Origin of the sequence: Sporomusa sp. (genome assembly GCF_035561255.1) — a bacterium.
Classification (GTDB): domain Bacteria; phylum Bacillota; class Negativicutes; order Sporomusales; family Sporomusaceae; genus Sporomusa.
This window is the reverse complement of record NZ_DATMXX010000228.1, coordinates 1-15535: the sequence shown is the minus strand read 5'-3', so window position 1 is coordinate 15535 and position 15535 is coordinate 1. Positions and strand designations below refer to the sequence as shown.

General features: G+C 47.8%; 13 protein-coding genes and 3 tRNA genes. All 16 read left to right on the top strand.

Features of this window, described 5'->3' with window-relative positions; translation table 11 throughout:
• Positions 1-1023 (top strand): DNA polymerase (locus VN379_RS12460; RefSeq protein WP_325534267.1); only part of this gene is annotated, 1023 nt, incomplete at its 5' end.
• A gap of 14 nt (positions 1024-1037) precedes the next feature.
• Positions 1038-1862, top strand: a complete 825-nt coding sequence (gene mutM / locus VN379_RS12455; protein WP_325534266.1) for a bifunctional DNA-formamidopyrimidine glycosylase/DNA-(apurinic or apyrimidinic site) lyase — start codon at positions 1038-1040, stop codon at positions 1860-1862.
• 15 nt (positions 1863-1877) lie between these two features.
• A complete protein-coding gene (gene coaE / locus VN379_RS12450) occupies positions 1878-2489 on the top strand; it encodes a dephospho-CoA kinase (protein ID WP_325534265.1) in 612 nt (203 codons plus the stop codon).
• 63 nt (positions 2490-2552) lie between these two features.
• Entirely contained in the window at positions 2553-3122 is a 570-nt protein-coding gene (locus VN379_RS12445) for a lytic transglycosylase domain-containing protein (protein ID WP_325534264.1), read from the top strand.
• Positions 3123-3346: 224 nt separating this feature from the next.
• A complete protein-coding gene (locus VN379_RS12440; protein ID WP_325534263.1) occupies positions 3347-4888 on the top strand; it encodes a peptide ABC transporter substrate-binding protein in 1542 nt (513 codons plus the stop codon).
• Between the two features lie 75 nt (positions 4889-4963).
• A tRNA-Leu gene (locus VN379_RS12435) sits at positions 4964-5049 on the top strand.
• Positions 5050-5264: 215 nt separating this feature from the next.
• Positions 5265-5350: transfer RNA gene (locus VN379_RS12430), tRNA-Leu, on the top strand.
• 109 nt (positions 5351-5459) lie between these two features.
• Positions 5460-5544: transfer RNA gene (locus VN379_RS12425), tRNA-Leu, on the top strand.
• Between the two features lie 361 nt (positions 5545-5905).
• Positions 5906-6862, top strand: coding sequence for an aspartate carbamoyltransferase catalytic subunit (locus VN379_RS12420; RefSeq protein ID WP_325534262.1), 957 nt, complete (start codon positions 5906-5908; stop codon positions 6860-6862).
• The gene (locus tag VN379_RS12415; protein ID WP_325534261.1) at positions 6846-8135 is read left to right on the top strand and encodes a dihydroorotase; all 1290 of its coding nucleotides are present in this window, start codon (positions 6846-6848) and stop codon (positions 8133-8135) included. Before VN379_RS12420 ends, VN379_RS12415 begins: the two co-directional genes overlap by 17 nt.
• On the top strand, positions 8132-9208 hold the full coding sequence (gene carA / locus VN379_RS12410; protein WP_325534260.1) for a glutamine-hydrolyzing carbamoyl-phosphate synthase small subunit: 1077 nt from the start codon (positions 8132-8134) through the stop codon (positions 9206-9208). The genes VN379_RS12415 and carA overlap by 4 nt, the downstream gene beginning before the upstream one ends.
• A 2-nt stretch (positions 9209-9210) precedes the next feature.
• The gene (gene carB, locus VN379_RS12405; protein ID WP_325534259.1) at positions 9211-12432 is read left to right on the top strand and encodes a carbamoyl-phosphate synthase large subunit; all 3222 of its coding nucleotides are present in this window, start codon (positions 9211-9213) and stop codon (positions 12430-12432) included.
• Positions 12425-13192 carry a dihydroorotate dehydrogenase electron transfer subunit gene (locus VN379_RS12400; RefSeq protein ID WP_325534258.1) on the top strand — a complete coding sequence of 256 codons (768 nt, stop codon included), beginning with the start codon at positions 12425-12427 and terminating at the stop codon, positions 13190-13192. Before carB ends, VN379_RS12400 begins: the two co-directional genes overlap by 8 nt.
• A gap of 14 nt (positions 13193-13206) precedes the next feature.
• Positions 13207-14112 carry a dihydroorotate dehydrogenase gene (locus VN379_RS12395; RefSeq protein WP_414714993.1) on the top strand — a complete coding sequence of 302 codons (906 nt, stop codon included), beginning with the start codon at positions 13207-13209 and terminating at the stop codon, positions 14110-14112.
• A 29-nt stretch (positions 14113-14141) separates the two neighbouring features.
• Positions 14142-14861 carry an orotidine-5'-phosphate decarboxylase gene (gene pyrF, locus VN379_RS12390; RefSeq protein WP_325534256.1) on the top strand — a complete coding sequence of 240 codons (720 nt, stop codon included), beginning with the start codon at positions 14142-14144 and terminating at the stop codon, positions 14859-14861.
• Positions 14861-15433: an orotate phosphoribosyltransferase gene (pyrE, locus tag VN379_RS12385; RefSeq protein WP_325534255.1), complete on the top strand. Its 573-nt coding sequence runs from the start codon at positions 14861-14863 to the stop codon at positions 15431-15433. Before pyrF ends, pyrE begins: the two co-directional genes overlap by 1 nt.
• Positions 15434-15535 lie beyond the last annotated feature (102 nt).

The window sequence follows — 15535 nt, the reverse complement described above, 5'->3', positions numbered from 1 at the left end:
ATTTTATTTGAAAAAATTAAGCTTCCGATCCTTAAAAAGACTAAAACCGGTTACTCTACTGACGCTGAAGTACTAGAAAAACTGGCGGGAGAGCACCCCTTGATTGATAAGCTGCTTGAATACCGGCAGCTCACTAAGCTTAAGTCAACCTATTTAGATGGTTTAGAAGGTCTGATACAGCCTGAGACAAATAGAGTACACACCACTTTTAATCAGACAGTAACAGCTACAGGCAGACTGAGCAGTTCTGACCCTAATCTGCAGAATATCCCCATCCGCTCGGATATCGGGCGAAGGATAAGGGAGTTATTTGTACCCGGTAATGGGTATCAATATATTATGGCGGCAGATTACTCGCAAATTGAGCTAAGGGTTTTGGCTCATATGGCTGGCGATGCCAGCCTTCTTGAAGCCTTCCGCCATAACCAGGATATTCACACCCGGACAGCTGCTGAGGTTTTTGGGATTGATATGGCGGACGTAACCTCAGAGTTAAGGGCAAGGGCCAAAGCCGTTAACTTCGGGATTGTTTATGGTATCAGTGATTATGGTTTATCGCGGGATATTGGTGTTAGCCGGAAAGAGGCTGCACATTATATTGAAAGCTATTTTGCCAAATATCAAGGTGTAAAAAGATATATTGACGAGGTTGTTGCCGGTGCTCACCGGGATGGCTATGTGACTACACTTTTTGGAAGGCGGCGGCATTTGCCTGATATTAATAGTAGCAATTTTAACCAGCGATCGTTTGCTGAACGTACGGCAATGAATACACCTATCCAGGGGGCAGCTGCCGATATTATAAAAATTGCTATGAATCATGTGTATCAAGCGCTTGAGACAGCCGGTCTAAAGAGCAGACTGTTATTACAGGTTCATGATGAACTTGTGCTGGAAGTCACAGCCGATGAGCTTGAGCAGGTATCGAAACTTGTTAAAAATGCTATGGAGCAAGCTGTAGAGCTTACAGTGCCACTCTTAGCAGAAGTAAAAGTCGGCAGCACCTGGGCCGAAGCCAAATAGAAGGAGCGTGTGCTATGCCTGAAATGCCTGAGGTGGAAACCATTCGCCGGACACTTACCGGCAAAGTGGAAGGGCGAAAAATTATCCGTATTGAAATCGGCTTGTCTCGCCTGATTAAATGGCCGGCTGCACCTGAATTTCAGGCGATCATTACTGATCGAACAATTGCTAGATTAGAACGGCGAGGCAAGTATCTGCTATTCTATCTTGATAATAATTATGTTATGGTCGTTCATCTACGGATGACTGGCCGCTTGTATTATGTAAATCCAGGCACAGTATATGATCGTTTTACGCATATCATATTTGATTTTGATAATGGTGATTCTTTATTGTATGCGGATACCCGTACCCTGGGAACACTCTATTTATTGCCACATGAAGAGTTATGGCGTATTGCCGGCCTGTCTTCTATGGGACCGGAGCCGCTCTCTGACGAATTTACGTTAGATTACTTTATTGATATGCTAGGCAAACGTAAGGCCAAGATTAAATCGGTATTGTTAAATCAGCAGTTGATTGGTGGTCTTGGCAATATTTATGTAGATGAAGCGCTTGCGATTGCTGGTATAGATCCGGAACGCATTGCCAATGGCATTAATGAGACTGAAGCTAAATATCTCTACCAGGCGGTAAATCAGGTGATCGCCGATGGCATAGCCCACGGTGGGACAACCTTCCGGGATTATCGCGACGGGGCCGGACAAAGCGGCAGCCATCAGTATCACCTTAATGTGTATGGCCGGACTAATGAGCCTTGTCACCGCTGTGGTACTGCCATTGCACGCAAAGAGGTAGCTGGACGCGGTTCGCACTACTGCCCTAATTGTCAAAAATAGCTGGGGGATAAGTGGATGTATTTGATTGGACTCACCGGCGGAATTGCCAGCGGGAAAAGTACCGTAAGTAAAATATTGAGCGAACTGGGTGCATTTATTATTGATGCTGATAAACTATCCCACAATGTTACTAAACCGGGTACTCCGGCATGGCGGGAGATTGTTGCCACATTTGGCGAAGCTGTCACTGATATAAATGGCAACATCAATCGTAAACGTCTAGGACAAATTGTTTTTGCGGATGCAGCGGCCAGGGCTCAGTTAGAAGCCATTACTCACCCGCGGATTGAAGAGGAAGTCCAGGCTGCGACGGTCGCCGCGCAGCAGCAAGGCTATAAAATTCTTGTTCTTGATGCGCCGCTGCTGATTGAGGTTGAGTGGTATACACGGGTTGATGCTGTCTGGGTGGTATTTGTGGATGAGAATACCCAGATTGTCAGATTAATGATGCGGGATAATAGTACCTATGAGGATGCGATGGCAAGGATTAAGGCCCAGCTTTCCTTGTGTGAAAAGCTAAAATATGCCGACGTTGTCATTAATAACAGTAAAACTATTGAAAATACGAAAAAACAGGTGCTTAAGTTCTGGTGCGAAATAAGTAATGAAGGTCGTACTGGTAAATAGCAGCATTTTTTGTTTTGCAAGCACATATTGTTAAATAGTGATTTTTATTGCGGAGTGATTGTATTGCGTATCTGGACTTGGCTGAAAGTCCTGATAATCGGTCTTTTATTGTTTGTCACAGGGCTCTATGCAGTGTTCATGAGCGACTGGTTTCAGAGGAAATATGTGTATCCTTTTTTGTATCAGGAAGCTATATACACATATGCGCTCCAATATGATCTTGATCCATTTCTGATTGCCGGTGTGATTCGAACAGAAAGCAAATTTATTACCGAAGCCCGTTCGCCTAAAGGTGCCTTAGGGCTAATGCAAATTATGCCTGATACAGGCCGGTGGATTGCCGAACAGCGTGAACAAAAGAATTTTATGATTGCTGATTTGGCTGATCCTGATATGAATATCCGCTTTGGTACATGGTATCTCGCATCTTTAAAGAAAGAATTTTCCGGGAATGAGGTGCTTTATCTTGCCGCATATAATGGCGGACGGGGTAATGTGAGGCAATGGATGGAGCGGTATGGGTGGTCAAAAGATTTTGATGATATAAAACAGATTCCCTTTAAAGAGACCAGAGAGTATGTTGAAAGAGTCCTAAATAGTAAAAAGCGATATCAGGAATTATATGGCAGATAAGTGAAACTAAGCCTCAGTGGAAGTGTAAACACCCTCTGAGGCTAGTGAACTAATCTGGGAGTATTTACTGCTTGCTATAAAGAAACCTTTAATGGTAACAGGGTAATGAGGAGAATGTGCTATAAATGATGCGTAAGCTAATAATTTTATTATTAATAGTATTAGTATTTGTTACTGCTGGATGTAGCTCTCGAGAAGAGACTCCGTCACCCGAGAAGAAGAAAATGGCTATTCAACAGGGGGGGCAGCTTAAATACGGTAGTTTGCAAGAGCCCAACACACTTAACCCGCTTTTGTCTGATTTGCTGGCTACAGCCGAGGTTGGAAGGCTATTGTTTAGTGGTCTGGTAATTACCGGCGATAAAGGCGAATGGCTGCCAGACCTGGCTGTAGATGTGCCAACAACCGCAAATGGTGGTGTAACGCCTGATGGTCTGACCGTAACCTACCGGCTTCGGCAAGGGGTAACCTGGCATGACGGTATGCCATTTACTGCTGAAGATGTTAAGTTTACCTGGCAGTTAATTATGAATCGAAAAGTAAATGTTGTGGCGCGAGACGGGTATGACCGGATTAGTAGCATTGATACTCCGGACAAGCATACTGTTGTAGTCAAATTCCGTGAGTATTACGCCCCTTACTTGACATTGTTTACAACTATATTGCCCAAACATAAACTTGAGAACGAGAGCAATATAAATAAAGCTTCATTCAACCGCGCGCCTGTTGGTACCGGTCCGTTTAAATTTAAAGAATGGCAGGTTGCAGAAGCAATTAGCTTTGAGGCTAATCCAGCTTACTATCGGGGTAAACCTGTTTTAGACAGTATTATTTATAAAGTTATCCCGGATTCCAACATCCTGCTGACCCAGTTAAAGTCAGGAGAATTAGATATGGTCAGCAATATTGGCTTTTCCTACTTGGAGCAGGTGAAAGCCATAAGTGGAGTCCGGACCGTTATTACACCTACTATGATCTGGGAGCATCTGGACTTTAATCTTGATAATACCCTATTCCAGGATGTTCGCGTTCGTAAGGCCATTACCAGCGCCATTGACCGCCAGGCAATTGTCGCCAATGTGCTTAAAGGTGCCGCAAGTCCGGCTTATGGCGACCAATCTCCTTTATCCTGGGCCTACAATCCGATGCAGCAGCCCCTGGCCAGAGATGTTAATGCTGCGCGGGACTTGTTAGCTCAAGCTGGCTGGCAACCGGGGCCGGATGGAATTATGACAAAAGAAAACAAGAAACTAACTTTTTCTTTGACTATTCCAACTGGGAATAAATTGCGGGAACAGACTGCGCAAAAGATTGCTGAGCAGCTTAAAGAGATCGGGATTTTAGTTGAAGTTCGTCCTAGTGATGGGGCTCTGTTTTTCGGTGAGGTTCTTAAAAACAGGCAGTTTGAAACAGCTATCTATGCCTGGGTTGCAGGCGTTGATCCGGATAATCTCAATCTATGGAATTCCCATAAGATTCCAGGTCGTGGCAATGCATATGACGGACAAAATTATCCCGGTTGGCGTAATCCCGAGGTAGATAAACTGACTGAATTAGGTGTACGGACAATTGATGTGAGTGCCAGAAAAGATATTTACTTCCGCGTTCAGGACATTCTCCGCGATGAATGCCCGGTTGTACCTCTCTATTTCCGTGGGAATATTGATGCTGTGAAAACAGTGGTTGCAAACTATCAGCCTAACCCAACACCCTCGGGAAATTTCTGGAATGCCTGGCAGTGGGGGTTTGCCACTGCGGCAAAATAATACTCAATTAAGTGCTTGACGATATTTTATTGTTATGATAAGATACATTATGTTGCGTTAAACGTAACCAAGCATGCGGTCGTGGCGGAACGGCAGACGCGCTAGCCTCAGGAGCTAGTGGGGGCAACCTCGTGGTGGTTCAAATCCACTCGACCGCACCATAAGCAGCGAACCATATTCTTGCGAGCCGCGAAGGCGAAACAAGAATATGTGCGAGTCGCTTAGTTCTGAGCGGTAGCGAAGAACATCCTACTTGTACACAACCAACTAGAATCTACGCGGTTATGGCGGAATGGCAGACGCACCATGTCTTACTGAGATTTACCTTGACTTGGACAAAGAATTGTCGTATAATTTTATCGTTAACAATATGCATGCGGTCGTGGCGGAACGGCAGACGCGCTAGCCTCAGGAGCTAGTGGGGGCAACCTCGTGGTGGTTCAAATCCACTCGACCGCACCAATTAAGTAGATAAGCAGAGAACCAGGTTTTTAGGAGCGAAAGCGACGCGGAAACCTGTGTGAATCGCTTAGTTCCAAGCGGCAGCGCGGAACATCATATAGTGTTTTACGCGGTTGTGGCGGAACGGCAGACGCACCATCTTGAGGGGGTGGCGCTCACAAGGCGTGTGAGTTCAAATCTCACCAACCGCACCAAAAAACAAAGAGGCTTCTGAGATCATTCTCGGAAGCCTCTTTGTTTTTTACATAAATGAACCGTTTGGCTATTGACAATCCTTGGCGAAATCTGCTATTATCTTAACAACACGAATATGGCCTTTAAGCTGGTCCTGTGAGGCTGGCAAGGGGACGATACAGATTTTTAACGCCTTCTTGCGCGCTTTTCACGGCAAGAAGGCTTTTATTATATCTGACAATAACAAATACTATCCTTTAAGTGGGCCCTGAGAGGTCTGTAAGGATGTTGCCAAGCTGATATGCTTATTTTTGGTATGGCTACTTTAACTCCTTGCTCTTTCAGGCAAGGGGTTTGTTTAATTTGAAGGGAGAGTGCGTAATGAGTAAGTCTCAAGTGTCGCTGCGGAAAAAGGATATCCTTGGTTTAGAGACTATGTCAGCAGCCGAAATGGAATTAATCCTGGATACGGCAAAAGAAATGAAAAATATCATCGACCGGGATATTAAAAAAGCGCCAACGCTGCGTGGCAAAGCGATCGTTAATCTGTTTTTTGAAAATAGTACCCGGACGCGTACCTCGTTCGAATTAGCTGGAAAATACCTTGGTGCTGATGTTATTAACATCTCGACAAGCTCAAGTAGTGTGACTAAAGGCGAGAGCTTGCGTGATACGCTGCTCACCGTTGAAGCTATGGGCGTAGATATCATTGTGATGCGGCATGAGGCAGAAGGCTCAGCGCACTTTGCTGCTAATGTTGCCAAACCTGTCATCATAAATGCTGGTGATGGAGCCCATGAACACCCCACGCAAGGCCTATTGGATATGTTTACAATTAAGCAATACAAAGACAAGATTGCCGGATTAAAAGTAGCCATAGTCGGCGATATCCTGCATAGCCGGGTGGCGCGCTCTAATATCTGGGGCCTACAGAAAATGGGCGCCGAGGTTCATCTTGCCGGGCCTCAAACACTACTGCCGCGCGACATCGAAAAAATCGGTGTGAAGGTGCATAATCGGGTTGAAGAAGCGCTCGATCAGGCCGATGTGGTCAATGTGCTTCGCATCCAGCGTGAGCGGCAGCAGAAGGGACTTTTCCCCTCAGCGCGCGAATATGCCCGGATATTTGGTATTAATGCCAAGCGCTTAGCTTTGGCTAAGCAAGATGTGCTCTTAATGCATCCGGGCCCTATGAATCGCGGGCTTGAAATTGCTCCGGATGTAGCCTATGGCGAGCAGTCTGCCATACAGGAACAGGTAAAGAATGGACTGGCAGTCAGGATGGCGCTGTTATTCTTAGTGCTGATGGGAGGGACTCACATTGAAGCTGCTAATTAAAGGTGGACGTATTATTAATCCGGCCGCAAATATGGATGAAGTAGGCGATATCTTAATTGAAAATGGGAAGATAGTAGCACTTGGTTCAGATTGTGCAGCCGACGGAGCATCGATTATTGATGCTGCGGGACTGGTAGTAGTCCCCGGCCTTATTGATATGCATGTACATCTAAGAGAGCCAGGCCTGGAAGCCAAGGAAGACATTGCTTCAGGCACGCGGGCTGCCGCCGCGGGTGGTTTTACCACCATTGCGTGCATGCCCAATACTAAACCCTCAATTGACAGCTCAATTGTTGTATCTGGCTTAATTCAACGCGGACAAACAGAGGGTGTTGTTAATCTAAAAATCATTGGTGCCCTCAGCAAAGGTTTAGAAGGCAAAGAGCTTGCTGAAATCGGCGATATGATACAGTTAGGGGTAGTGGCCATTTCGGATGATGGTGGTCACCTGGATAGTACCCGCCTGTTAAAGACCGGGCTTGAATATACCGGGATGTTTGGCCGGCCGGTCATTACCCATTCAGAGGATGAAGGGCTGGCTGGTGAAGGGTTTATGCATGAAGGTACGGTCTCGGCGATGTTAGGGCTCAAAGGCCGGCCGGCTGTTGCTGAGGATATTGCGGTAGCCAGGGATATTATGCTGGCTGAATATACAAACTCACCGATTCACATCGCCCATGTCAGCAGTAAGGGGGCGGTTGAGATTATCCGCCAGGCCAAACGACGTGGAGTAAAGGTAACGGCTGAAGCTACGCCGCATCATCTGACACTTACTGATGAGGAATTGAAAAGCTTTAACACAGCCTTTAAGGTCAACCCGCCGCTCCGGTCGGCTGATCATGTGGAAGCCCTTATTGACGGCTTAAAAGATGGAACGCTGGACGCCATTGCCACTGACCATGCGCCACATGCTTTTGAAGAAAAAGACGTTGAGTTCCGTTATGCCCCCAGCGGCTTTGCCGGCTTGGAAACAGCAGTTGGGGTTGTACTGACAGGACTCTATCATACCGGGAAACTGACCTTGCCGGAAATTGTCGACAAGATGTCCTGGGCACCGGCAAAAATCCTTGGACTGGATAGCGGTGTGTTGAAAATTGGGGCACCGGCAGATATTACGATTATCGATACTGAATATAAATGGGCTGTTGACTGCATAAAATTTTATACTCGCGGTAAACATTCTCCATTCGAAAGCAGGAATTTAAGGGGTAAACCGCTAATTACTATAGTGAATGGCAGTATAATTATGCAAAATGGCGAGGTGCTTAAATGATTGGCAAACTGATATTGGAAGACGGCAGCGTTTTCCAAGGGATGCTTGCTTCCGGTACTAAAGCAGTTGGGGAAGTAGTATTCAATACCGGCATGACCGGTTATCAAGAAGTATTAACAGATCCGTCCTATTGCGGACAAATTGTAACAATGACATATCCGCTTATCGGCAACTATGGGGTGGCTGATCTCTTTGAACAAGCGCGGCAATCGTTTGTGCGCGGTTTTGTGATCAGCGAGTTGTGCGGTCAGCCGAGCAGCTGGCAGGCAGAAGATTCGTTGGTTTCCTATCTGAAAACGAGAAATATTCCCTGCATATATGGTGTCGATACCCGGGCTATCACCAGACGGATACGGGCACATGGTACCATGAAGGGTGTGATTGTGCCGGCTGATACTCCGGAAAGCGAGATAGCCGAACTATTCGCGATATCGCCCTTCATTGAGGTTGTCAACGAAGTTACGACTAAAGAAGTATATCGGATTCCAGGCAATGGCCCGCACATTGCAGTTATGGATTTTGGTATTAAGCGTAACATCTTAAACTCTATGGCCAAAGCAGGCTGCAATCTTACGGTGTTACCTGCTTATACCCCAGCAGAGGAAATATTGGCGCTTAATCCTGACGGCATATTCCTGTCCAACGGCCCCGGCGATCCTAAAGATGCGCCTGTGGAGACGGTGCGGAAACTTATCGGTAAAAAACCGATATTTGGCATCTGCCTTGGTCATCAGCTGTTAGCGCTGGCTCTGGGCGGAGACACCTATAAGCTGAAGTTTGGCCATCGTGGCTCTAATCACCCGGTTAAGGATTTGACAACAGGCCGCGTATATATCACATCACAGAACCACGGTTATGCAATTGATGAAGACTCGCTTGCTAATCTTGATGTTACAGTAACTCACCGCGCTGTCAATGATGGCACGGTCGAGGGCATGCGTCATAACAGCCTGCCTGTATTCTCGGTACAATATCACCCCGAAGCCGCCCCCGGACCTGATGACAGCACATATTTGTTCGAAGAATTTATGAGACTACTCAATAAAGAAATGAATAAGGCGAGGGGGAACTAACGGTGCCGAAAAAACAAAACTTGCGCAAGGTTATGGTAATTGGCTCAGGCCCGATAGTGATTGGCCAAGCTGCTGAATTTGACTATGCCGGCACCCAGGCGTGCCAGGCACTTAAAGAAGAGGGTTTTGAGGTGGTGCTGGTCAACAGCAATCCGGCGACCATCATGACAGATACCAATATTGCTGATTGGGTATATATTGAACCACTGACCCCTGAATATCTGGAAGAGATTATCGCCAAAGAGCGACCAGACGGTATTTTGGCTACTTTGGGTGGCCAGGCCGGTCTTAATCTGGCGGTTAAACTGGCTGAAAACGGCGTACTGGAGAAATATCAGGTAGCATTACTGGGAACGCCGATTGAAGCGATAAAAAAGGCTGAAGACAGAGAACTCTTTAAGGCAACGATGGAGGAGCTGGGACAGCCAATCCCGGCAAGTACAATTGTTGAGGATATTGAAAGTGCCCTCAAATTTGCTGAAGAAATCGGCTATCCGCTGATTGTTCGGCCGGCCTATACCTTAGGCGGGACCGGCGGCGGTATCGCTCATAGTGACGAAGAGCTTATCGATACAGTAAACAGAGGCCTAAAGCACAGTTTGATCGGCCAGGCGCTGATTGAACGCAGTGTAGCCGGCTGGAAAGAGATCGAATATGAGGTTATCCGTGATGCTGCCGACAACTGCATCACAGTATGCAATATGGAGAACTTTGACCCTGTTGGTGTCCATACCGGCGATAGTATTGTTGTCGCGCCGTCACAGACCCTGACTGACTATGAATACCAGATGCTAAGAAGCTCTTCGCTTAAAATCATCCGGGCGCTGGGCATCGAGGGTGGTTGTAACGTACAGTATGCACTTGATCCTAAAAGCAGTAATTATATCGTCATTGAAGTTAATCCACGGGTAAGCCGCTCAAGCGCCCTAGCCTCGAAAGCAACCGGCTACCCGATTGCTAAAGTAGCTACGAAAATCGCCATCGGCTATACCCTGGACGAGATTACCAATGCGGTAACCGGCAAGACTAAGGCCTGTTTTGAACCGGCGCTGGATTATGTGGTGGTTAAATTCCCGCGCTGGCCGTTTGATAAGTTTGTTTTTGCTGACCGGACCCTGGGTACACAGATGAAGGCAACCGGCGAGGTCATGTCTATTGACCGTAACTTTGAAGGCGCGTTGTTGAAGGCGGTACGCTCGCTTGAAATCGGCCTTAATCGACTGTATATCCCCGAATTTGTCAAACTGAGTGACCAGGAAATAAAGGATCGGCTCAGGCTGGTCAATGATGAGCGTGCTTTTGTTATTGCTGAGTCTATCCGCCGGGGTGTAACGGTAGCAGAGATTCACGCGATAACGGCCATTGACAAGTTTTTCTTAGACAAGATTGAAAATATTGTGACGATGGAACGGCAAATCAGCAAGGACCTTTCTGATGAGGTGCTGCTGGCAGCCAAAAAAATCGGTTTTGCTGATAAGTCAATTGCTGAACTAACCGGCAAAACAGTCTATGAAATCCGGGACAGGCGCAAACAGGCCAATATTATACCAAGCTATAAGATGGTGGACACCTGCGCGGCTGAGTTTGAGGCTGTTACACCCTACTACTACTCAACCTATGCACAAGAAGATGAAGTACAGCGGACCGATAAGCGCAAAGTCATGGTGCTGGGTTCAGGACCGATTCGTATCGGTCAAGGGATTGAGTTTGATTACTGCTCGGTTCATTCGGTCTGGGCACTACGGGAGATGGGCATTGAATCGGTCATTATCAATAATAACCCCGAAACTGTGTCTACTGATTTTGATACATCTGACCGGTTGTACTTTGAACCGCTGACCCCTGAAGATGTGTTGAATATTATCGACAAAGAACAACCGGAGGGGGTTATCGTTCAATTTGGTGGTCAGACGGCCATTAACCTGGCCGGGCCACTTGCCAAAGCCGGGGTCAGAATTTTTGGCACCAGTGTGGAGGATATTGACCGGGCTGAAGACCGGGAGAAGTTTGATGAACTACTAGAGCAGTTGAATATTCCACGTCCCAAGGGTGAGTCAATTACTGATGCCGGGCTGGCGCCGCAGGCTGCGGCGCGTATCGGTTACCCTGTTGTCGTTCGTCCATCCTATGTGCTTGGCGGGCGGGCCATGGAGATTGTCTATAACGAAACTGAGTTAAAAGACTATATGGTACGGGCGGTTAAAGCCTCGCCTGAGCATCCGGTACTGGTCGACCGTTACATGCAGGGTACTGAGGTTGAGGTTGATGCTATTTCAGACGGTGATGATTTCCTGATCCCGGGGATTATGGAACATATCGAGCGGGCGGGCGTCCACTCTGGCGACAGTATTGCCGTATACCCACCCCAGACATTGTCTCAGCAGGTGAAGGATACGATTGTCAATTACACAGGTCGCCTGGCAAGGGGGCTTAAGGTAAAAGGCTTAATCAATATTCAGTATGTCATTGTGGACGAAGAGGTCTATGTAATTGAGGTAAATCCCCGGTCCAGCCGGACAATCCCCTTCCTGAGTAAAATCACCGATGTGCCGATGGTCGATGTGGCGACCCGGATAGCGATTGGTGAGACCTTGAAAGGGATGGGATATACCCCGGGCCTCATGCCTGCCAGAGAGTATGTTGCTGTAAAAGTGCCGGTGTTCTCTTTCGCTAAGATGCAACATGTGGATATCTCACTTGGCCCGGAGATGAAGTCAACTGGTGAGGTTATGGGGATTGACTATCAGTATTCCCGTGCACTATATAAGGGCATTGTTGGCGCTGGTATGAATGTGCCGCAAGAGGGAGCGATCCTCGTTACTGTTGCTGATAAGGATAAACCTGAGGCTGGCGAGATTGCCAAAGAATTTGCCAGACTGGGATATGAACTTGTGGCGACAAGCGGCACTGCGGATTATCTGCGGTCACTTGGTTTACAAGTAGGCACAGTGCCAAAACTTCATGAACAACAGCCTGAGATTATCGAAATGATTAAGGCTGGTAAAATAAATATGGTTATTAATACCTTGACCAAAGGCCGGGACTTTGAGAGCGATGGTTTCAAGATCAGAAGGGCTGCGGTAGAACATTCGATCTTGTGTCTGACCTCAATGGATACAGCCAACGCTGTTTTTGACGTATTAAGTATCATTCGTGAAAGAAAGTTTCTCTATGTGCTGGCGCTGCAGGATTATGTAGGCGGAGGCGAGAAGATTCGTGGTTAAAACCTGTGTAAAAGCTCAGGTAATTAAACAACGCGTAATTGCCGGGGATGTATTTGAAATGATAGTGGCAGCGCCAGAGATTGCTGCTATCGCCCGCCCTGGCCAGTTTGTCCATCTGCGGCTGGCTAATGTTCTTGATCCGCTGCTGCGACGTCCGTTTAGTATTGCAGACTGTAATGTAGACCAGGGAACACTTACCATCATTTATCGCGTTGTTGGCCGCGGCACGGTGCTGATGACCAAGCTCCAGGCAGGCGAGAGCATCGATTGTATGGGGCCGCTTGGTAACGGTTTTGATTTAACCGCACAGCGCCCGCTGCTAATTGGCGGCGGCATGGGACTGGCACCGCTGGTTATGCTGGCCAAGGCTTTTTGTTCCCGCCCGGCCACTGTGCTTATGGGTGGTCGCAACGAGCAGGAGTTATTTTGGCCTGAGATCTATGCCGGTGTATGTAAAAATATTCATATTACATCAGATGACGGCAGTATTGGCCGGCGTGGCTTCACTGTAGATCTATTGCCTGAGTTGCTGAAAAAGGAAAAATTTGATAGCATATATGCCTGCGGACCACATGCCATGCTCAAAGGTGTGGCTGAGACGGCGGCTCATTATGGTGTTCCGTGCCAGGTCTCGCTGGAAGAATATATGGCGTGCGGTGTTGGGGCTTGCTTGTCATGTACCTGCGCCGGTACCAGCGGCAAACGTCACAAGGTATGCACTGACGGTCCGGTGTTCCGGGCCGGGGAGGTAGTGTGGTGAGTATAGCTGATACAATGCTGTCTGTTGATATTGCCGGAATCAAAATGAAAACGCCGGTGATGACGGCGTCAGGGACTTTCGGCTTTGGTTTGGAGTATAGCGACTTTGTTGATTTAAACCAGGTAGGAGCCGTAGTCGTTAAGGGGACAACGCTGGCGCCTAAGGCTGGTAACAGTGGGCGGCGCATGGCAGAAACACCGGCAGGCATGCTGAACTCTATCGGGCTGGAAAACCCTGGTGTTGAAGAGCTTGTTACTCAGATCATGCCTAAATTAGCGAAATATCAGGTACCTGTCATTGTCAATATCTCTGGCAATACAGTGGAAGAATATGGTGAACTGGCAGCCAGGCTTAATCAGTCTGGCGTAGCCGGTCTGGAAGTAAATATTTCCTGCCCCAATGTAAAGCAGGGGGGAATTGCCTTTGGCACCTGCCCTGATAGTGCTGCCGAGGTTGTAAAAGCAGTAAAGGCCAAGACGAATTTACCTGTTATTGTTAAACTATCACCCAACGTTACTGATATTGTGCTGATGGCCAAAGCGGTAGAAGCTGCTGGGGCTGATGCCGTTTCACTGATTAATACGCTGCTTGGTATGGCGATCGATATCCGGACCTGGCGGCCTGTTTTAGGCAATACTGTGGGCGGTTTGTCCGGCCCGGCTGTTAAACCGGTCGCGGTACGGATGGTATGGCAGGTTGCTAAAGCTGTTAACGTGCCGGTGATTGGCATGGGCGGGATTATGACTGCTGCCGATGCTATCGAATTTATGCTGGCAGGGGCTAGTGCAGTGGCTGTTGGTACAGCTAATTTCGTTAACCCCTATGTGTCTGTTGAGGTGGCCGAAGGTATCAAAGGTTATCTGGCTGAACGCGGTTTGCAGCACGTGGGTGAGCTTGTCGGTCAGGCCAACTGCAACTAAAGAGTCGCATAACAGGGAGGCTAATTAAAATGGAACAGGTAAAAAAACGTTTGATTGTTGCTCTTGATGTTGCTACTATGGCTGAAGTCCGGCAATTAGTTGAGACATTAGGCGATGCCGTCAGTTACTATAAAGTAGGTATGCAACTTTTTTACAGTGTTGGTATGGAATGTCTGGCCTATCTACGCGAAGTAGGAAAAGATGTTTTCCTGGACTTGAAAATGCATGATATTCCCAATACGGTGGCGCAGGGGGCCGCCTCGCTGACACGGCTGGGCGTAGGCATGATTAATGTCCAGGCGTCAGGTGGTGCGGCGATGATGCGCGCGGCAGCAGAAAAAGTTGCTGAAACGGCAGCCAGCCTTAATATCCCACGCCCTAAGCTAATTGCCGTCACTGTACTGACAAGTATGGATCAGGCTGAATGGGCCTCACTGCGCTATACTGCCGGCATTCCCGATCAGGTTGTGCATCTGGCAAAAATGGCAAGGGAAGCCGGTTTAGATGGCGTGGTAGCATCGCCTCAGGAGGCTGAGCTTATTAGAGAAGCCTGCGGTCGGGAGTTTGCCATCATTACCCCTGGTGTTCGCCCCCAAGGTGCGGCCTTAAATGATCAAAGCCGGGTGGCTACGCCGGCCGATGCCCTCCGGGCAGGCGCTCATTATTTGGTAGTAGGTCGGCCTATTACTGCGGCAGAGAAGCCGCGCTCGGCAGCCCTGGCAATTTTAGAAGAAATGAGGAATGCATAATGAATGAAGCAGAGGTGCGAGAGCTCTTTGTTGAAACAGGCGCTATTTTAGAAGGACATTTTTTACTGACCTCAGGCTTACATAGTCCTCTGTATGTCGAGAAATTTCAGGTGCTGCAATATCCCAAACATACCGAGAGACTATGTGCCGCATTGGCTGGCCGGTTTAAAGATGAGCATGTTGAGCTTGTTGTGGGGCCGGTGACCGGTGGTATTATCCTGGCGCATGAAGTAGGCAAGCATCTGGGGACTCGCGCCATATTTACGGAACGGGAAAATGGTAAGATGACACTCCGGCGTGGTTTTGTCATTGAGCCAGGCCAGCGCGTGCTTATTGTTGAGGATATTGTTACAACAGGCGGCTCTGTACAAGAGGTTATTGATGTAGTCCGTGAGCATGGCGGTATTCCGGTAGGTGTGGGTATTCTTGTTGACCGCAGTGGCGGCAAGGCTGATTTCGGTATTCCGTCCCAGGCTTTATTGCATCTTACAGTTCCTACCTATCAATCGGATGACTGTCCGTTATGCCAAGGTGGGGTTGCAATAACCAAACGCGGCAGCCGCAAACTATAGAAACTTATCTGCAAGAACCCTGGCTGTACAGTTTTTGTACGGCCTTTATTATTTTCTGAAAATAGCAGCAAAGTGGCAATAACCATTCAAAAATAACGGGAT